This window comes from Myroides odoratimimus (assembly GCF_004337635.1).
GTDB classification, from domain to species: domain Bacteria; phylum Bacteroidota; class Bacteroidia; order Flavobacteriales; family Flavobacteriaceae; genus Flavobacterium; species Flavobacterium odoratimimum.
Map to the genome: position 1 here is coordinate 1,931,074 of NZ_CP037427.1, position 18,874 is coordinate 1,949,947.

An 18,874-nucleotide genomic window follows, 5' to 3' on the forward strand; every position below is an offset into this window, starting at 1 on the left:
AGTATATAACCAAAAAAGCCGTCTACGCAGACGGCTTTTTTGGTTATTGTAACTTTATTTTTTGCCCTTGTACAGGGAAGATATAGTTGATTTTAAATTCGTTTTGATTAGCTAATTCTTCTTTGATAGTATTTATAGCTGTCCCACTAGGTTTTAGATGTGTAATAACTATATTTAAATCTTTTAAGTTTTCTTTACCTACATGATTTGCTAGATTACCTAATTCCTCATTTAACAGTTTGGGTGTTAAGTGTCCGAATAGTTTATCTTCAGGTTGGCTATTTGGAAAAGATACTTCTATTAATATAGTCTTAAGGTTCTTATTAATGATTAGAGGTGCTATGTACTCCCAGATATAGTTAAGTTTAGTCGTTTTCTCTACTCTATCAGCTCCTGTATCTCCGAAGTAGAGTACATACTCATCATTATTTCTTACTAATATAGCTGAGCTTAACTGTGGATTTACATGACTAAGTTCAAATACTTCAGCAGATAGAGAAGTGTTCTCTATATTGAAGGATTGTGCAGGTTTTACTCTTGTATATTTGTATTTACCTAGTATAGGTTTTTCTCCTTCATTACCGAAGTTAGCCCATGAAGCATTAGTGAAATAGTTATTCTTAAAAATATCAATGACAAATGGTAACGCATATATAGGCTTAGAAGAATCCTCAGGAGAATTTATGATTAGTCCTGATAGATGATCCAGATGACCATGTGATATAAAATACCCTTTGATATAATCGCGTAGTATCGTACCATTATCTGCTGAGAATGTTTTTTCTTCGATTGCTTTATTGATACCACTATGTATAGTACCAGCATCTAGAGCGATATAGCTATTTGTGTTTTCTACTCCGATAAGATAAGACGATAAGTTGCTCTCATCTCCACCACCATAGACCCCTAATGGGATAATTTCTAGATTTTGTGCCAGACAGAATGTACTTGATAGTAACAGTATGCTAGATATTATTTTTTTCATTTTTTCTGATTTGTGCAAATTTACTGTACTTATAAGGATTCTTTGTTATCTAATAAGCAATATATTTTAGCAGGTATAGGCGTAGTAATACTTGTAGAAGATAACTATACTTAGTCCTTGATGACATTCATCACTCTTGTGACCTGATCAGATTTATGTAAGGTTAGTCGTACTATGCTATCCTCTAGAGCTGTTAGGTCATGTGGGATATTAGGTTCTAGCGCGATTAAGTGTCCCTCTTTTAAGTCATAAGGCTTTCCTTCCACCCCGAATGTTATCGCTCCTTTTACGATTTCCACGACTATAGGGAAGAATGTCTTATGTTCCTTCATCTCTTGTCCTTTTTTGAATACAATTCTGATTTCTTTAGAAAAGTCGTTATCCACAAGTATTTTGATAGCTGGTTTCTTCTCACCATACTCTATCTGCTCTAATAAGTTCTGTATGTGCATCATATTATTTAAGTAATGATTAGTGTTATAAATTTACGATTTTTTATTGGTATAAATTATTGTTTATAAGCTTATTAATAAGTTAATATAACTCATGATGTTAATTTTTTATAACAGCGAATAGCATTCTGTTTATTAATGTTATCTTGTGTCATATCATTTTAATTGAATTTTTATATGAATCATAATATACCATTCTCATTCTTAGATCTTGCGATTATAGGTGAGGATAAAACAACGACTGAAACTTTACAGAATGTTTTAAAAGTAGCACAACATATTGAAAAAGTTGGCTTTAATAGACTATGGTTGGCAGAACATCATAATATGCCCCATATAGCTTCTTCTGCCACTTCTGTTTTGATTGGATATTTGGCAGGAGGGACATCTACATTGAGAATAGGTTCAGGAGGAGTGATGTTGCCAAACCATCCATCTTTAGTCATTGCTGAACAGTTTGGAACCTTGGAGGCGTTATATCCAGGTAGAATAGACCTTGGATTAGGTAGGGCACCAGGTACCGATCAGGCTACAGCTCTTGCTTTGAGACGTAATGACGTACATGCAGCTAATTTTTTTCCACAACAGATAGAGGAGTTAAAGCGTTTTTTTAAAGTAAATGAAGGAGCTAAGGTAAGAGCATTTCCTGGTGAAGGATGTGATATACCGATGTGGATACTAGGATCTAGTACAGATAGTGCATATTTAGCAGCTGAGTTAGGTTTGCCGTATGCATTTGCAAGTCATTTTGCTCCAGATCATTTATTACAAGCAGCTAATATCTATAGAAAGAATTTTGTACCATCTGCACAATTAGATAAACCTTATTTTATGCCTTGTGTGAATGCAATAGTTGCAGATACGAATGAAAAGGCTGAACAACTAGCTACATCATTTTATAAAATGTTCTTAGGAATTATTAGAAATGATAGAAAACCTCTTCAGAGACCTTGTGAATCTATGGAGGGCAATTGGACAGACTATGAAGAGTTCATTGTAAAGCAAAAAACATTCTTCTCTTTTATAGGAGACAAAGAAAAAGTAAAAAGTGGTTTAACAGATTTCTTTAATACGATTGAGGTTGACGAGATTATGATCACTACTCCGATCTATGGAGTAGAGGAACGCTTAAGAAGTGTTGAATTGTTTTCAGAGATTATGAAAAACAAATAAAAGTTTTGTTCCTTTACAATCCTATAATATTTAAAATAACAGAATAACGATGATAAGAAGTATTGTTATAATGATGAGCTTATTTACTTTCTTTTTGATTTCTTGTAGTGAGTCTACAGTGCCAAAAGAAGTAAATATTGGTGATTTGGGGACGATTGAGGTTCCTAGTGAACTCTCTCTTGCCAAAAATCTGAATAAAGATGCCGTCCTTCAAATGGAAAACAAAAAGGATGATTTCTATGTAGTGATAGTGGAAGATAATAAGGTAGAGTTTAAAGAGATTGTTGAAGAGGTTTATGGCAATCCAGCTCCTAACTTTAAAGTTTATGCTGAATTAGCGAATTCTTCTATCGCTTCTAGTTTGAATTTAAAACAAGATACAGAACTAGAACAGACTAGTGTGAATGGACTACCTGCTTATTTGACTAGTTATGATGGAGATTTAAATGGGACTCTCGTTCATTATAAACTAGCTTGTATAGAAGGAAAAGATAGATACTATCAAATAGTGAGCTGGACTACTATGGTTAAAAAGAAGAAATATGAGAGCGTGATGACTTTAATGCTTGAATCCTTTAAAGAAAAGAAATAATTATAGAGTAAAGCTCTTGTCAGTACGCAAGAGCTTTTTTCATTAAAGAATGTATTACCCGCAGCCCTGGACTATATAGTCTAGGGCTTTTTTGTTACTATATTTTAAGCCCCCTCTTCAAGAGTGCGACAAGACCTCTTCAATATTGCTTCAAGAAAGAGGTGCTCAGGTAGAGTAATCTTGGAGAAATGTTGAAGCAGTGTTGAAGAAGTAGGTATGAAGGCTTGCTATTACTGGGATTGGGAAGTGTTTTGGTTTTAGAAAAATAATACTGGTAATATGCTTTACTTGTTGATATATAGTTGTTTGTGAGGGTAAGTGCTCAATGTGAGAATAAAAAAAGTGTGTTAGTTTTTCTTCAAAACAAGGATATAGCTACTTAATAATGAACTTTTCTTCAAAAAACACACACCTATATAAGTATAGAGGCTATAAAAAGGAGGATAAAACACCTCTATATAGGATAAAGTAACATTTAGAAATAGACAGAAAGGGCATAAGAAGGCATATTCTCAATTATTACATATATATAATAGAGTACAATATTAAGTACTGCTCTTTACGTATATATAGTATAGAGACGCCATAACGCTATAACCTTTAAAAAAAGATAAAAAAACTTTCACTCGTAAAAGGTGGTATAATAATGAGTTATGAAATAGTTTTCAAAAACCTTTAAAAAAAGGCAAAGATAAGTTTGGAAGTAAGGGAAAAGATACTACTTTTGCATCCGCATTAGAGAAGTGATAACGACTCTAGAGGCAGACGATCATAAACAAAAAGTGAAGCAAGAACGACTAAAAATAAGCTTTAAAAAATTTATAAAAATAAATTTGGATAAGTAAAAAATAAGGTGGTATCTTTGCAGTTCGCTTCAGTAAAAACGGGAGTTGAGCGAAAAAAATAAAGAAAAATATTTTCTAGAAAAGTTTTGTTAATTCGAAATAAGTTTTTACTTTTGCACTCGCTTTGAAAAACAAGTGAGACTTAGAAATAAGAAGACACGTTCATAAACATATTGGATTGACAGCATACAAATAAGAGAGTAAGGCAAATCGCTAAGATTTGGAATTATACTTTTTTAATTTACGAAATTAAAAATATACGATGAAGAGTTTGATCCTGGCTCAGGATGAACGCTAGCGGCAGGCCTAACACATGCAAGTCGAGGGGTAGAAGAAGCTTGCTTTTTTGAGACCGGCGCACGGGTGAGTAACGCGTATGCAACCTACCTTATACAGGGGAATAGCCCGAAGAAATTCGGATTAAAGCTCCATGGTTTATCGATATGGCATCGTATTGATAATAAAGATTTATCGGTATAAGATGGGCATGCGTATCATTAGCTAGTTGGTGTGGTAACGGCATACCAAGGCAACGATGATTAGGGGTCCTGAGAGGGAGATCCCCCACACTGGTACTGAGACACGGACCAGACTCCTACGGGAGGCAGCAGTGAGGAATATTGGTCAATGGAGGCAACTCTGAACCAGCCATGCCGCGTGCAGGATGACGGTCCTATGGATTGTAAACTGCTTTTGTACAGGAAGAAACCTCCCTACGAGTAGGGACTTGACGGTACTGTAAGAATAAGGATCGGCTAACTCCGTGCCAGCAGCCGCGGTAATACGGAGGATCCGAGCGTTATCCGGAATTATTGGGTTTAAAGGGTTCGTAGGCGGCTTTGTAAGTCAGTGGTGAAATTTCCTAGCTTAACTAGGACACTGCCATTGATACTGCAGAGCTTGAATAGTATGGAAGTAACTAGAATATGTAGTGTAGCGGTGAAATGCTTAGATATTACATGGAATACCAATTGCGAAGGCAGGTTACTACGTACTTATTGACGCTGATGAACGAAAGCGTGGGGAGCGAACAGGATTAGATACCCTGGTAGTCCACGCCGTAAACGATGGATACTAGCTGTTCGGTTTTCGGACTGAGTGGCTAAGCGAAAGTGATAAGTATCCCACCTGGGGAGTACGTTCGCAAGAATGAAACTCAAAGGAATTGACGGGGGCCCGCACAAGCGGTGGAGCATGTGGTTTAATTCGATGATACGCGAGGAACCTTACCAGGGCTTAAATGTAGATTGACAGATTTGGAAACAGATTTTTCTTCGGACAATTTACAAGGTGCTGCATGGTTGTCGTCAGCTCGTGCCGTGAGGTGTCAGGTTAAGTCCTATAACGAGCGCAACCCCTATTGTTAGTTACCAGCGCGTAGTGGCGGGGACTCTAGCAAGACTGCCGGTGCAAACCGTGAGGAAGGTGGGGATGACGTCAAATCATCACGGCCCTTACGTCCTGGGCTACACACGTGCTACAATGGCAAGTACAGAAAGCAGCTACCTGGCAACAGGATGCGAATCTCCAAAGCTTGTCTCAGTTCGGATTGGAGTCTGCAACTCGACTCTATGAAGCTGGAATCGCTAGTAATCGGATATCAGCCATGATCCGGTGAATACGTTCCCGGGCCTTGTACACACCGCCCGTCAAGCCATGGAAGCTGGGGGTACCTGAAGTCGGTGACCGCAAGGAGCTGCCTAGGGTAAAACTAGTAACTAGGGCTAAGTCGTAACAAGGTAGCCGTACCGGAAGGTGCGGCTGGAACACCTCCTTTCTAGAGAATAATTATAGAAGTATGATACTTTACTCTCGCTGTTAATACCAAAAATAGAATAAAAGAATTAAGTAATACAGAGTCTCGTAGCTCAGCTGGTTAGAGTACTACACTGATAATGTAGGGGTCGGCAGTTCGAGTCTGCCCGGGACTACTAAATTACTAATTCAAAGGAAATACTAGAGGTTAAACTAACCGCCCAAAAGTTACTGTTAACTGTAAGCTGTTAACCAAACACTAGATATGGGGGATTAGCTCAGCTGGCTAGAGCGCCTGCCTTGCACGCAGGAGGTCATCGGTTCGACTCCGATATTCTCCACTAGGCATAATTGCCACAAGTTCATTGACATATTGATAAAACTTAACTAACAAAACAGTTAGAAAGAATAAAAAAGATATAGAAATATATAGAAAGTACGATTCGAAAGAATTGTAAGCACATAAGCAAAATAAGGGCGTATGGGGAATGCCTAGGCTCTCAGAGGCGAAGAAGGACGTGATAAGCTGCGAAAAGCTACGGGGATTGGCACACACGAGTTGATCCGTAGATATCCGAATGGGGCAACCCAGTATGTTGAAGACATACTATCCAATATGGAGGCGAACCCGCTGAACTGAAACATCTAAGTAGGCGGAGGAGAAGAAAACAAAAGTGATTCCGTAAGTAGTGGCGAGCGAACGCGGAATAGCCCAAACCAAAGTTGTTACGGCAATTTTGGGGTTGTAGGACCACGAGATTTCTTGCGGATTTAATTAGAATTACCTGGAAAGGTAAACCGAAGAGGGTGATAGTCCCGTATAAGTAAGAGAAGATAAGAATAGTGGTATCCTGAGTAGGTCGGGGCACGTGAAACCTTGATTGAAACTGGCGGGACCATCCGCTAAGGCTAAATACTCCTGAGAGACCGATAGTGAACCAGTACCGTGAGGGAAAGGTGAAAAGAACCGTGAATAACGGAGTGAAACAGATCCTGAAACCATACGCCTACAAGCGGTCGGAGCCCCTTAGTGGGGTGACGGCGTGCCTTTTGCATAATGAGCCTACGAGTTACCGTTGCTGGCAAGGATAAGTGATTAAGTCATGGATCCGTAGCGAAAGCGAGTCTTAATAGGGCGCTTAAGTCAGTAGTGGTAGACGCGAAACCGTGTGATCTACCCATGGGCAGGTTGAAGTTTAGGTAACACTAAATGGAGGACCGAACCGTTTAACGCTGAAAAGTTTTCGGATGACCTGTGGGTAGGGGTGAAAGGCCAATCAAACTCGGAAATAGCTCGTACTCCCCGAAATGCATTTAGGTGCAGCGATGATCGATAGTTACTTAGAGGTAGAGCTACTGATTGGATGCGGGGGCTTCACCGCCTACCAATTCCTGACAAACTCCGAATGCTAAGTAATGATAGTCATCAGTGAGGGCATGGGTGCTAAGGTCCATGTCCGAGAGGGAAAGAACCCAGACCATCAGCTAAGGTCCCCAAATGTATGCTAAGTTGAAAAAACGCGGTTTGATTGCCCAGACAGCTAGGATGTTGGCTTGGAAGCAGCCATTCATTTAAAGAGTGCGTAACAGCTCACTAGTCGAGCGATCGAGCATGGATAATAATCGGGCATAAGTATACTACCGAAGCTATGGATTTGCGCATTTAGTTGCGTGAGTGGTAGGGGAGCATTCTAACGGCGCAGAAGGTGATTTGTGAGAATTGCTGGAGCTTTTAGAAAAGAAAATGTAGGCATAAGTAACGATAAGGGGTGCGAGAAACACCCCCGCCGTAAGACTAAGGTTTCCTCAGCTATGCTAATCAGCTGAGGGTTAGTCGGGACCTAAGGCACACCCGAAGGGGGACGTCGATGGCCAACGGGTTAATATTCCCGTACTACTAATAATTGTGATGGAGTGACACAGTGATGAAAGCACCGCGAACTGACGGAATAGTTCGTTGAAGCACGTACCTATAGGTTTGATAGTAAAATGCGTCAGACTTGGAGAAATGCGATAGTACTTTGAGTCTTCGGACAACGAGATAGTGTGCCTAAGGGCTGTCAAGAAAAGCTTCTAAACTTAGATTATTAGTACCCGTACCGTAAACCGACACAGGTAGTCGAGGAGAGTATCCTAAGGCGCTCGAGAGATTCATGGCTAAGGAACTAGGCAAAATAGACCTGTAACTTCGGGAGAAAGGTCGCCAGCGCAAGCTGGCCGCAGTGAAAAGGTCCAGGCGACTGTTTATCAAAAACACAGGGCTCTGCAAAATCGTAAGATGACGTATAGGGCCTGACACCTGCCCGGTGCTGGAAGGTTAAGAGGAGATGTTATCGATGAGTAATTGTTGAGAAGCATTGAATTGAAGCCCCAGTAAACGGCGGCCGTAACTATAACGGTCCTAAGGTAGCGAAATTCCTTGTCGGGTAAGTTCCGACCTGCACGAATGGTGTAACGATCTGGACACTGTCTCAGCCATGAGCTCGGTGAAATTGTAGTATCGGTGAAGATGCCGATTACCCGCAGTGGGACGAAAAGACCCTGTGCACCTTTACTATAGCTTAGTATTGTTCTTGGATAAGTGATGTGTAGGATAGGTGGGAGACTGTGAAATGGCGTCGCTAGGCGTTGTGGAGTCATTGTTGAAATACCACCCTTTGCTTATTTGAGATCTAACTCCCTTATTGGGGAGGACATTGCTTGGTGGGTAGTTTGACTGGGGTGGTCGCCTCCAAAAGAGTAACGGAGGCTTCTAAAGGTTCCCTCAGCACGCTTGGTAACCGTGCGTAGAGTGCAATGGTATAAGGGAGCTTGACTGAAAGACTAACAAGTCGAACAGGTACGAAAGTAGAGCATAGTGATCCGGTGGTTCCGCATGGAAGGGCCATCGCTCAAAGGATAAAAGGTACGCCGGGGATAACAGGCTGATCTCCCCCAAGAGCTCATATCGACGGGGGGGTTTGGCACCTCGATGTCGGCTCGTCACATCCTGGGGCTGGAGAAGGTCCCAAGGGTTGGGCTGTTCGCCCATTAAAGTGGCACGCGAGCTGGGTTCAGAACGTCGTGAGACAGTTCGGTCTCTATCTACTGTGGGCGTTAGAAATTTGAGTGGATCTGATTCTAGTACGAGAGGACCGAATTGGACCAACCTCTAGTGCATCTGTTGTCTCGCCAGGGGCATCGCAGAGTAGCTACGTTGGGAAGGGATAAGCGCTGAAAGCATATAAGTGCGAAACCCACCACAAGATGAGATTTCTTTAAAGGGTCGTTGGAGATTACAACGTTGATAGGCTATAGATGTAAAGACAGTAATGTCAAAGTCGAGTAGTACTAATAACCCGTAAGCTTATGTGAATCTCCCCTTGTTTAAATACAAGGGGAGGGCAACTTTCTAAAGTATAGTTAAGTTTAAAATATCAATATAGTTAAAAATATTAGTTACGCTCAATCGTGTAACAACCGATTTAAGGTGGTTATTGCAGCGGGGCTCACCTCTATCCATTTCGAACAGAGAAGTTAAGCCCGCTAGCGCAGATGGTACTGCTAACCAGTGGGAGAGTATGTCGCCGCCTTTCTTTATAGAATCCCCAATCTCGTATGAGGTTGGGGATTTTTTGTTTATATACTATTCTTTTTAAAAGAATTTATAAAATAGTAATCTTTTTTTGTAACGTTTCATTCTATTTTATACTTACTATGTATATTATAACCTTATAAATACTACATAATTATGAAGCGTGTATTTTCTTTTATTTTATTATTTGTTTTAGTTAGTATTCAGTGTATAGCCCAAGATATTAATATATCAGAGAAAAGCTTATTATGGGAAGTTTCTGGAAAGGGCTTGAACAAGCCTTCTTATGTTTTAGGTACATTTCACATTTTGTGTAAGGATGAATTAATTATTAGTGACAAAGTTCAAAAAGCTTTAGATAGCGCAGAGCAATTAGCTTTAGAGGTTAACTTTAGTGATCCTGTTGAATTGGCATATATGCAAAAAATGTTTGTTTCAGAGCAATCTTTATCTTCTCAATTGTCCCAGGAAGAGTTAGCTGAGTTTGGGGCTATTCTGAAGGAAGAATATAATTTAGAACTAGAGCAAGTAAATAACTTTTCAACTATAGCTTTGGTTGGATTAATGATGTCTAAGTTAGTGTCATGTGAAGTTAAAGGATATGATTTAGAACTTTTTGAAAAAGCATTGCAAGCTAATAAATCAATAATTGGTTTAGAACATTTCATTGATCAACAGAAAGTGATGGAAAGTATGTATTCCCCTAAAGAATTGGTTAATCAATTTAAAGAAGTTAACGCATATAAGGAGAATTATAACGAGATGAAGCAATCTTTCTTAGATTAGGATATTGAAGCATTGTATGAGTTTGGAACAGACCCTAAGTTTGTACCAATTGAGTTTAAGAAAGACTTATTAGATAATAGAAATATTAAATGGGTAGCTAAGATGCCAGAAATAATGAAGGAGAAGTCAACAGTATTTGCTGTAGGAAGCGCACATCTTGGTGGAGAGTATGGAGTTCTGAAGTTATTAGAAAAAGAAGGATATCAAGTAAAAGCTGTTTATAATTAGTTAAGGTGAGCAAGATTTTAGAACGAACTTTTCTAGATCAAATTGAAAAGCATAAAGGTATTTTATATAAAGTATCTAAGATGTATATGGATAACCAAGAGGATCAAAACGATTTGTATCAAGAAATTGTTTTACAATTGTGGAAGTCTTATACTCGTTTTCAAGGGCAGAGTCAATTCTCTACTTGGATGTATAGAGTGGCTTTAAATACAGCTATTACTTATTTTAAGAAAGCTAAGCAAGTAGTTGGACGAAATGAAGCTTTTGATGAGAAAATGAAAAGTATGCAATCAAGTGAAGTTGATATGGATATAGAAAGCCAAGTACACTATTTGTATAAGGCTATCTATTTATTAAATGACGTAGAGAAGGCACTCGTATTTTTGTATTTAGAAGGATTCTCTCATCAAGATATAGGAAGAAATCTTGGTATTTCTGAAGGAAATGCTAGGGTGAAGTTGAATAGAACTAAAAGTAAATTACAAGAAATTATTAAAAATCAAGGCTATGAATTTAGATGATTTAAAAAAATCGTGGCAGGAGCAGGAACTGCCTAATGATATAGTAGCTTCTCAAGAGCTTAATGAAAAAATAAGTCGCCTACCATTAGACAAGATAAGAGGGAATGTCAAAAAAGAGATTTGGATACAGGTTTTGAGTATTGTTTTTATAGCTTTTACTCCTCGTATGTTACATATAGATGATACTAGAATAGGAGGTTTTTATCTATTCTATGGAATATTTGTACTTATTACGGGATATTATATTTTGAAGATGTATCGCTTTTATAAAACATCTGCTTCTTTGGAATTAAACAGTAGAGACAGTGTATATGATAGCTATTATAATGTAAAGTTGTATATTCAAATGTATGAGAACTTTTGTTATTCTCTTATTCCTTTTGGTATTTTATTGCTTTTAGTAGTATCTCCTTCTTCTCAATTAGATCTTATTTTGCGAGGTGATTTACATGCTTTAAAGTATTTAGGAATAGTGTCTATTATTATGGTTGTTCTAATTTATTTTATTGCCAAGTATTGGATTAAAAAACTATATGGACAATACTTAAAACAGATAGAAGATACCTTAAATCAGTTTAAGGAACAAGAATAAAAAAATCCCGATAGTAATCGGGATTTTTGTTTGTATTAAGTTATATAAACTTCATTTTTTGAATTCTTACAGCATTAAGGATTGCTAGTAATGCGACACCTACATCTGCGAATACAGCTTCCCACATCGTAGCTACTCCACCTGCACCTAGTATAAGTACTATGACTTTAACCACTAAGGCTAGTGTAATATTCTGAATGACTATTTTACGTGTTTCTTTACCTATATGCATTGCAGTAGCAATCTTAGAAGGTTGGTCAGTCTGTATCACGACATCAGCTGTTTCTATAGCTGCATCACTTCCTAATCCTCCCATTGCAATACCTACATCACTTAGCGCAAGTACAGGTGCATCATTTATTCCATCTCCTACGAATGCGATAGACATATTAGGATGTTCTTTTTTAAGCTTTTCTACTTGCTCTACCTTACCTTCAGGTAGCAAACCTCCTAATGCTAGATCTATATTGGTTTCTTTGGCTACTTTTTGAGTGATAGTATTTTTATCACCGCTTAGCATTACAGTTTTCTTCACTCCAAGAGATTTCATCAGCTTGATTGCATCCTTAGAGTCAACTTTAATCTGATCAGCAATTGTTATATATCCACTGTATTCTTTATTTATAGCAACGATAACGATACTTTCTACGATATCATCTATCGCTGTTGGGTAATTAATGTTATAGTGCTTTAAAAGAGCTGTATTACCAACTAGTACTTCTTTGCCATCTACTTTACCCATTAATCCTTTTCCAGATATCTCATGTACCTCTTCTGCAGTTTTGGAAGTAGGATAAGCTTCTACAATTGCCTTCGCAATAGGGTGTGTAGATTGTTTTTCAATAGCAGACACAATATTAACGAATTCAGTTTGTTCAACAGTAGTTTCTACTTTTTGAACTTTAAAAACCCCTTCTGTTAGTGTCCCTGTTTTATCCATTACTACGATGTCTAATTTAGCCATTAGTTCTAAGTAATTTGATCCTTTAAACAAGATACCGTTTCTAGAAGCAGCCCCTATTCCTCCAAAGTATCCTAGCGGAACAGAGATAACTAAAGCACAAGGACAAGAAATTACTAAGAATACTAGTGCACGCTCTAACCATGTTTTAAACTCATATCCTTCTCCTAATACAAAATAAGGGATAATCGTCAAAGCTACAGCTAGAAAGAATACGATAGGAGTATATACTTTAGCAAATTTTCTAATATAAAGTTCTGTTGTAGCCTTTCGAGCACTTGCTTCCTGTACCATTTGAAGGATTTTAGCAAGAGAACTATCTTGATATAACTTTGTTGTTTTAACCTCGATTACATTCTGTAAGTTAATCATCCCAGTAAGAACAGTTTCTCCTTTCTCGTAAGTACTTGGCTTACTTTCACCTGTTAAGGCAGAAGTATTAAAGCTACCTTTGTCCGTTAATAGCTCTCCATCTAATGGAATCTTTTCACCTACTTTTACTTGGATAATCTCTCCGATACTTACTTGTTCTGGATTGACAACAGTGTATTCATTGTTTCTAAATACTGTTGCTTCATTAGGGCGTATGTCTAGTAGAGCCTTGATATTACCTTTAGCTTTATTTACAGCGCTCTCTTGGAATATTTCACCGATGGTATAGAATATCATTACAGCTACTCCTTCAGGGTATTCACCTATAAAGAAAGCACCTAGCGTAGCTACTCCCATTAATGAGAACTCATTAAAGAAATCTCCTTTGCCTCCTAACTTCACAGCTTCTTTTAGAACAGGGAATGCTACTGGTAGATAAGCGACGATATACCAAGATAACCTCAGTGTATTATTGTTGATAAACCAATCTGCTTTTATAATATTAGCAAGAAAGACTCCTATAAAAAACATAACTAAACTGAAGCCAACAAAGAGCTTCGTGTTTTCTCCTCCGTGGCTGTGGTCATGATCATGGTCGTGTCCATGATTATGATCACTATGGTTATGCGAGTGATTATGATTTGAATGTTCTTGACACATAATTTGATGATTTTTTGTTTTTGTTTAAAGCAAATGTACCACCTTATAATCATTATAAATAATGTCAAGCCATGTTTGCAATGCTGTTGCATTGCTTACTTATCTACGTAATTCTTTTTAAATAAGTACATTAAAGGGAAGCTACGACAGCACATCCACACTCCGAAAGCAATCCACACACTGTATAATTTGAAATCTAAATAATCAAACAGTAATAGAGTAGGGATGAACCCACAGAAGGTAGCAAACAGTAAATTATTGCGAAGTACTTTAGCATCTCCCATTCCCTTAAAGATTCCATCAAAGATATAAGCAAGAGAGTTGATAGGTTGCATAAAGAGAACTAACCAAAACACGCTTATAAATACCTTGATAACTTCAGGATCTTGATTGAAGAGTAAGCCGATTTGTCTATAAAAAATCGCACAGATAGCGATTAAGATCAGTGAAATAATAATAGCGTATTTACTGATACTCTTAGAGAGTGACCACATCGTCTGGTAGTTTTTTTCACCTGCTAGCCTTCCTGACATTGCATTACCAGCACTTGCATAGCCATCTATAAAGAAAGAGAAGAATAACCAGATATTCATCAGTATACTTTGTGCTGCGATGTAACTCTTGCCATAACCTGTGGCATAAGCATTAGCTAAATATATAGCTACATTAAGTGTTGCTGTACGAATAATAAAGTTAAAGCTCATAATGATTAATGGCTTTAGTGAAGGGTTAATCGTTCTTCTTACTTTTAGGTTAAAAGGAGTATGCTTAAAGAAGTAATAGAATGCCATAAGCAACATGATCGTCTGTGCAATCACACTAGCATAAGCTGCCCCTTTGATATGCATAGCGGGCAATATCCCCTCTATACCAAAGACAAAGTAGTACGTTAATACAACATTGATAATAGCTCCAGTTAAGCTACATTTCATTGCCCACATTGTATTCTGTAATCCCCTAAAAACCCCATATAGAGCGAAGGTAATTAGAGTAAGCGGAAATCCCCAAGCACGTATTAAGTAATATTCTTTAGCATAGGTTAGTAATAAGCCTTCTGCATTATAAGCGATAAAGATTTCGTGTACGAAGAAAGTAGTGAATATGAATAGCAGAACACTAAGACAAAAGTTAAACAGTATAGCCTGTGGTACTAGGGTCTTTACAGCGAATATTCTATTGGCTCCTAGATGTTGAGATACGGTAGCAGATATAGAAGTTTTAGTTTGTGCTACGATCCATATTATCGCAGATAGAAAAGAACCTACTAAGCCTACAGCACCTAATGCCTCTACACTATTTTCTTTTACATTACCGATGATGGCGATGTCAGTTAGAGAAATTAAAGACTCTGATACCCCTGCAAAAATAGCGGGTATAGCTAGTTTATTAATTTCTTTAAAACTGATTGTAGTTTGCATATCTTATTGTTTTCAATAAAGTTGCAAAGGTCGGTTAAATAATAGACAATAAAAAACCAGCCTCCTATGCAGTACATAGAAGGCTGGTAAAAAAAAATGTCTCATTAAATAATTAAAAACGCATTCCTACACCAAAACCAATTAACATTGGATCTAATTTTACTTTTGCAGGAATATTTAACTGATCAACACCTGTTACACCTGGAGCCACTAAGTTAGTAGCATCAACAGTAACATCTGTTTTTAAGAATAACTTTTTGAAGTCAACGTTGATAAAGAATTTCTCTGTTAAATCAATATCAAAACCGAATTGGTAACCCCAACCAAATTTGTTGTCATATTTTATATCTTTCGCTACACCAGATTTTTCGTTATAGAAAATAGTGTAGTTTACCCCAACCCCAACATAAGGTTTAAATACTTCACCAAATTTGTGGTGGTATTGGAACATTAATGTAGGAGGTAATAAGTATACACTTCCTAAATCTACGTTAGCTGTGCTAGGCCCTTGAGTAATTGGGTTGTCTAAACTTGACCCAATAGTTCCTACAGTATGTCTAGTAGTACCTAAGATTAACTCAGCAGCTAAGTTTTCTGTAAAGAAGTAAGTGAAATCTAATTCAGGAATAAAGTTGTTATTTACATCGATTTGTCCACCGATGATTCCGATATCTGCTCTGTTATGAGGAATAACACCTACTCCACGTAGACGCATTTGCCATTTATAATCTTGTTTCTCAGGTGCACTAGTCGTTTCTTGTGCGAATGTAGAACCGCTTACGAATAATGCAGCTCCTAAAATTGAAAGTAGTAACTTTTTCATAATTGAGATTTTAAATTTCTAGAGTAAAATTACTGTTAAATTTATATCTGAAATATGACTTTTATCATTTATATACTTTTTGTTGTAAAAAAAGTTTAAATATTAGCTAAATTTATAAAATATAATTTATTAAACTAAGTAGGTTAGCTTCTAAATATAATATGTTTTGATATATCTATGGTTTAATTTATGTATTTGTGTGATTAATCTGTTAAAAATATAAAAATTATGAAAACATTAGTTGTAGGTGCTTCTTTAAAAGAAGAAAGATATTCTAATAAGGCAATAAAGATGCTTAGAGAATATGGACATGAGGTGATAGCCCATGGACTTAGAGAAGGAATGGTAGAGGATGTCAATATCCATACTAAATGGTATACAGGAGGAGATATCGATACAGTGACCTTGTATCTTAATCCTGCAAGGCAAGTAGAGTATTATGAAGAGATTATAAAACTAAAGCCTAGACGTGTAATCTTTAATCCAGGTACGGAGAATAATGAGTTTGTTCAGAAACTATCTGATGCTGGTATTAAGTCTGAAGAAGCCTGTACATTAGTATTACTACGTACAGAGCAGTTCTAGGGATAAAACAATAAAGGTCTTATGAATGCATAAGACCTTTATTGTTTTAATTTATTTTATTTAATGCTTTGCTTTGACTAGTGGAGAGTAATAATAGTACTGTGATTAATCCATTGACAAGTATTAGCTCATTGTCAAAAACATATCCACCTAATAAAGTAGCAGAGTTGTTACTCAACCATAACGTTAAAAACGGCGCTAGTATACATATAATAGGTACTAACTTATCTTTGACAGTTCTATTATTAAATAGAATGGCGAAGGCAAACAGACCTAATAGTGGTCCGTATGTATAAGAGGCTATCTTGAAAATCATACTTACTACAGAGGCATCGTTAATAGTATTGAATAATATAATCACTAAGAACATTAATAAAGAGAACACTAGGTGTACTACCTTTCTCTTCCATACATTAGACGCATCGTCTTTCTTCTTATCCATGTGCAAGAAGTCTATACAGAATGAGGTAGTCAATGCCGTCAGAGCAGAGTCTGTAGTAGCAAATGTAGCCGCTGTCAACCCTAATAAGAATATGATAGCAGGTACTATATTTAGATAGTTAAAAGCAATCTCTGGGAATAGTAAATCCGTTCTAGGTTTACCAGTCGCTAGATCTAGTGGTACTTGGATGCCGTTCTTCTCTGCGTAGATGTATAATAATGCTCCTACACCTAAGAAGAATAGGTTAATCACCACAAAGATGGCTGTGAAAGAATACATATTCTTTTGTGCTTCTTTGATGTTTTTACAACTTAGATTTTTCTGCATAAGATCTTGATCTAATCCTACCATCGCTAGTGTTACAAATATTCCTCCTATAAACTGCTTTAAGAAATGGTATCTAGAAGAGATGAAATCCTCAAAGAAGAATATCTTAGAATAATTGCTGTTTTTTATGGTTTCGAAGGCTTCTACGGCCGATAGGTCTAGACTGTGACAGATAAAAATGATGGTGAATATAACAGAGGCAACTAAGAAGAAGGTCTGTAACGTATCTGTAACGATAATGGTTTTTAACCCACCTTTATAAGTATAAGCATAAATCAGTAATAGGGCGATCAGTACTGTAGCAAAGAAAGGTACTCCGAAATAATCGAATACATATCGCTGTAATACGATAACGACTAGGTATAGTCTAAATGCAGAACCAATCGTTCTACTCAACAAAAATATAGAAGCCGCAGACTTATAACTATAATGCCCAAGCTTCTTCTCTATATAGGTATAGATAGAGACTAGGTTATATTTATAATACAATGGAAGTAATACAGAGGCAGTTAATAAAAAACCGACAGCATTACCTAAAACAAATTGAAAATACTTAAACTGTTCACCGTTAGGCGAGCCTACCTCTCCTGGTACAGATATAAAGGTTACCCCTGATAAGGCTGTCCCTATCATCCCAAAAGCGACTAAATACCATTTAGCATTTTTATTAGCACTAAAGAATGCATCATTACTACTATCTTTTTTACTGATATAATGAGATATACCTATCAGTATTCCGAAGTAGATAATAATAATCGTGATAATGGTTATTGGAGTCATAATAAGTCAATTGTTTTATATGCTTAGAATCCAAAAGTAATTCTTTTTTAGAAATATCAACTATTGCTTTTATCGCTATGCATTATAGAATTAGGAGAATTCTTCAGTGTAGTAGTAGTTTAGAGGAGTAGAGTTATTTATTAGTTTATTTTTTATCTTTGCAGTTATGGAATTCCCGTCAAAATTATTAGAAAAAGCAGTCGAAGAAGTATCGCAATTGCCTGGGATAGGTAAGCGTACCGCATTACGACTAATGTTACATATATTAAAACAACCAGAGGAACAAACTCTACACTTAGCAGAAGCCCTATTAAAGCTTAGAAAAGATATTATCTTCTGCAAGAGTTGTTTTAATATATCAGATACAGAGCTATGTGATATCTGTGCTAACGAAGCACGCGATCACCAGACGATATGTGTCGTAGAAGATGTACGCGATGTAATGGCGTTAGAGAATACTCAGATATTTAAAGGAATATACCATGTGCTAGGAGGTAAGATTTCTCCTATAGATGGTATCGGACCTAGCCAATTAAATATCCAATCTCTAGTAGAAAAGGTAAAAGCAGGGGAGGTAAAAGAAATCATCTTTGCGTTGAGTTCTACCATGGAGGGAGATACGACCAACTTTTATATCTATAAACAGATAAAAGATACGGGTGTCATCACCTCTACTATCGCTAGAGGTATAGCAGTAGGGGATGAGTTAGAGTATGCAGATGAAGTGACCTTAGGTAGAAGTTTAGTACACCGTGTACCTTTTGAGAATGCATTTAAGGCTGTATAGTAGTACAATTTTTAAAAGTTAATCATAGAAGAGTAATTAGTAATTCATACCAATTACTCTTTTTTTATGGATTTAAGTCTGAGATACACGTTGTCTCGTTTAGAAAAGTTTTTTTAGAGCATAGATACATTGAGATTAGTAAGTAATAATATACTTTATCCTAACTTTATATAGGTTGTTTTGTAGATCATAAGATTATAAAAACAAGTGTACAGT

At 37.0% G+C, this 18,874-nt stretch carries 12 protein-coding genes, 2 tRNA genes, 3 rRNA genes and 1 pseudogene; 12 read left to right on the forward strand and 6 right to left on the reverse strand.

Features of this window, described 5'->3' with window-relative positions:
- Positions 1-43 precede the first annotated feature (43 nt).
- Positions 44-985, reverse strand: coding sequence for an MBL fold metallo-hydrolase (locus E0Z07_RS08815; protein ID WP_006257176.1), 942 nt, complete (start codon positions 983-985; stop codon positions 44-46).
- Positions 986-1,095: 110 nt separating this feature from the next.
- Entirely contained in the window at positions 1,096-1,437 is a 342-nt protein-coding gene (locus E0Z07_RS08820) for a cupin domain-containing protein (protein WP_131541085.1), read from the reverse strand.
- Positions 1,438-1,614: 177 nt separating this feature from the next.
- Here E0Z07_RS08820 and E0Z07_RS08825 point away from each other — a divergent pair, with 177 nt between their 5' ends.
- The 10 genes and pseudogenes from E0Z07_RS08825 to E0Z07_RS08870 all read left to right on the forward strand — a co-directional run bounded on the left by E0Z07_RS08825 (position 1,615) and on the right by E0Z07_RS08870 (position 11,503).
- Positions 1,615-2,610: an LLM class flavin-dependent oxidoreductase gene (locus tag E0Z07_RS08825; RefSeq protein WP_006266400.1), complete on the forward strand. Its 996-nt coding sequence runs from the start codon at positions 1,615-1,617 to the stop codon at positions 2,608-2,610.
- Positions 2,611-2,659: 49 nt separating this feature from the next.
- The gene (locus E0Z07_RS08830; RefSeq protein ID WP_131540567.1) at positions 2,660-3,202 is read left to right on the forward strand and encodes a hypothetical protein; all 543 of its coding nucleotides are present in this window, start codon (positions 2,660-2,662) and stop codon (positions 3,200-3,202) included.
- Positions 3,203-4,306: 1,104 nt separating this feature from the next.
- Positions 4,307-5,824 (forward strand): 16S ribosomal RNA (locus E0Z07_RS08835).
- 80 nt (positions 5,825-5,904) lie between these two features.
- Positions 5,905-5,978: transfer RNA gene (locus E0Z07_RS08840), tRNA-Ile, on the forward strand.
- A 91-nt stretch (positions 5,979-6,069) separates the two neighbouring features.
- Positions 6,070-6,143, forward strand: a tRNA-Ala gene (locus tag E0Z07_RS08845).
- A gap of 119 nt (positions 6,144-6,262) precedes the next feature.
- A 23S ribosomal RNA gene (locus E0Z07_RS08850) occupies positions 6,263-9,156 on the forward strand.
- A gap of 111 nt (positions 9,157-9,267) precedes the next feature.
- Positions 9,268-9,377: ribosomal RNA gene (gene rrf, locus E0Z07_RS08855) — 5S ribosomal RNA — on the forward strand.
- Together the 16S, 23S and 5S rRNA genes with 2 tRNA genes alongside form the textbook arrangement of a ribosomal RNA operon.
- 155 nt (positions 9,378-9,532) lie before the next feature.
- Positions 9,533-10,390: pseudogene (locus E0Z07_RS08860) on the forward strand (TraB/GumN family protein).
- 80 nt (positions 10,391-10,470) lie between these two features.
- Complete coding sequence (locus E0Z07_RS08865) at positions 10,471-10,911, forward strand: RNA polymerase sigma factor (RefSeq protein WP_233446029.1); 441 nt, start codon at positions 10,471-10,473, stop codon at positions 10,909-10,911.
- Entirely contained in the window at positions 10,898-11,503 is a 606-nt protein-coding gene (locus tag E0Z07_RS08870; RefSeq protein WP_131540569.1) for a hypothetical protein, read from the forward strand. The genes E0Z07_RS08865 and E0Z07_RS08870 overlap by 14 nt, the downstream gene beginning before the upstream one ends.
- A gap of 40 nt (positions 11,504-11,543) precedes the next feature.
- Here E0Z07_RS08870 and E0Z07_RS08875 read toward each other — a convergent pair whose 3' ends face one another.
- From E0Z07_RS08875 to E0Z07_RS08885, 3 genes are all read right to left on the reverse strand, one after another.
- On the reverse strand, positions 11,544-13,496 hold the full coding sequence (locus E0Z07_RS08875; RefSeq protein WP_131540570.1) for a heavy metal translocating P-type ATPase: 1,953 nt from the start codon (positions 13,494-13,496) through the stop codon (positions 11,544-11,546).
- Between the two features lie 95 nt (positions 13,497-13,591).
- Positions 13,592-14,914, reverse strand: a complete 1,323-nt coding sequence (locus E0Z07_RS08880; RefSeq protein ID WP_006257167.1) for an MATE family efflux transporter — start codon at positions 14,912-14,914, stop codon at positions 13,592-13,594.
- A 112-nt stretch (positions 14,915-15,026) separates the two neighbouring features.
- Positions 15,027-15,737 (reverse strand): OmpW/AlkL family protein, encoded by a 711-nt coding sequence (locus E0Z07_RS08885; protein WP_006257166.1) that lies wholly within the window; start codon positions 15,735-15,737, stop codon positions 15,027-15,029.
- Between the two features lie 228 nt (positions 15,738-15,965).
- Here E0Z07_RS08885 and E0Z07_RS08890 point away from each other — a divergent pair, with 228 nt between their 5' ends.
- Positions 15,966-16,322 (forward strand): CoA-binding protein, encoded by a 357-nt coding sequence (locus E0Z07_RS08890; RefSeq protein WP_006262905.1) that lies wholly within the window; start codon positions 15,966-15,968, stop codon positions 16,320-16,322.
- A gap of 46 nt (positions 16,323-16,368) precedes the next feature.
- Here E0Z07_RS08890 and E0Z07_RS08895 read toward each other — a convergent pair whose 3' ends face one another.
- Complete coding sequence (locus tag E0Z07_RS08895) at positions 16,369-17,871, reverse strand: sodium:solute symporter (RefSeq protein ID WP_131540571.1); 1,503 nt, start codon at positions 17,869-17,871, stop codon at positions 16,369-16,371.
- Positions 17,872-18,037: 166 nt separating this feature from the next.
- On the opposite strand from E0Z07_RS08895, the gene recR reads away from it, so the two are divergent.
- Positions 18,038-18,658, forward strand: coding sequence for a recombination mediator RecR (gene recR, locus E0Z07_RS08900; protein WP_006257163.1), 621 nt, complete (start codon positions 18,038-18,040; stop codon positions 18,656-18,658).
- Positions 18,659-18,874: the final 216 nt, after the last annotated feature.

What these genes read in the sequence shown, in the direction of transcription:
- E0Z07_RS08815 (WP_006257176.1), bottom strand. Translation starts at nt 985, where the DNA reads ATGAAAAAAATAATATCTAGCATACTGTTACTATCAAGTACATTCTGT.
- E0Z07_RS08820 (WP_131541085.1), bottom strand. Translation starts at nt 1,437, where the DNA reads ATGCACATACAGAACTTATTAGAGCAGATAGAGTATGGTGAGAAGAAA.
- E0Z07_RS08825 (WP_006266400.1), top strand. Translation starts at nt 1,615, where the DNA reads ATGAATCATAATATACCATTCTCATTCTTAGATCTTGCGATTATAGGT.
- E0Z07_RS08830 (WP_131540567.1), top strand. Translation starts at nt 2,660, where the DNA reads ATGATAAGAAGTATTGTTATAATGATGAGCTTATTTACTTTCTTTTTG.
- E0Z07_RS08865 (WP_233446029.1), top strand. Translation starts at nt 10,471, where the DNA reads ATGTATATGGATAACCAAGAGGATCAAAACGATTTGTATCAAGAAATT.
- E0Z07_RS08870 (WP_131540569.1), top strand. Translation starts at nt 10,898, where the DNA reads ATGAATTTAGATGATTTAAAAAAATCGTGGCAGGAGCAGGAACTGCCT.
- E0Z07_RS08875 (WP_131540570.1), bottom strand. Translation starts at nt 13,496, where the DNA reads ATGTGTCAAGAACATTCAAATCATAATCACTCGCATAACCATAGTGAT.
- E0Z07_RS08880 (WP_006257167.1), bottom strand. Translation starts at nt 14,914, where the DNA reads ATGCAAACTACAATCAGTTTTAAAGAAATTAATAAACTAGCTATACCC.
- E0Z07_RS08885 (WP_006257166.1), bottom strand. Translation starts at nt 15,737, where the DNA reads ATGAAAAAGTTACTACTTTCAATTTTAGGAGCTGCATTATTCGTAAGC.
- E0Z07_RS08890 (WP_006262905.1), top strand. Translation starts at nt 15,966, where the DNA reads ATGAAAACATTAGTTGTAGGTGCTTCTTTAAAAGAAGAAAGATATTCT.
- E0Z07_RS08895 (WP_131540571.1), bottom strand. Translation starts at nt 17,871, where the DNA reads ATGACTCCAATAACCATTATCACGATTATTATTATCTACTTCGGAATA.
- recR (WP_006257163.1), top strand. Translation starts at nt 18,038, where the DNA reads ATGGAATTCCCGTCAAAATTATTAGAAAAAGCAGTCGAAGAAGTATCG.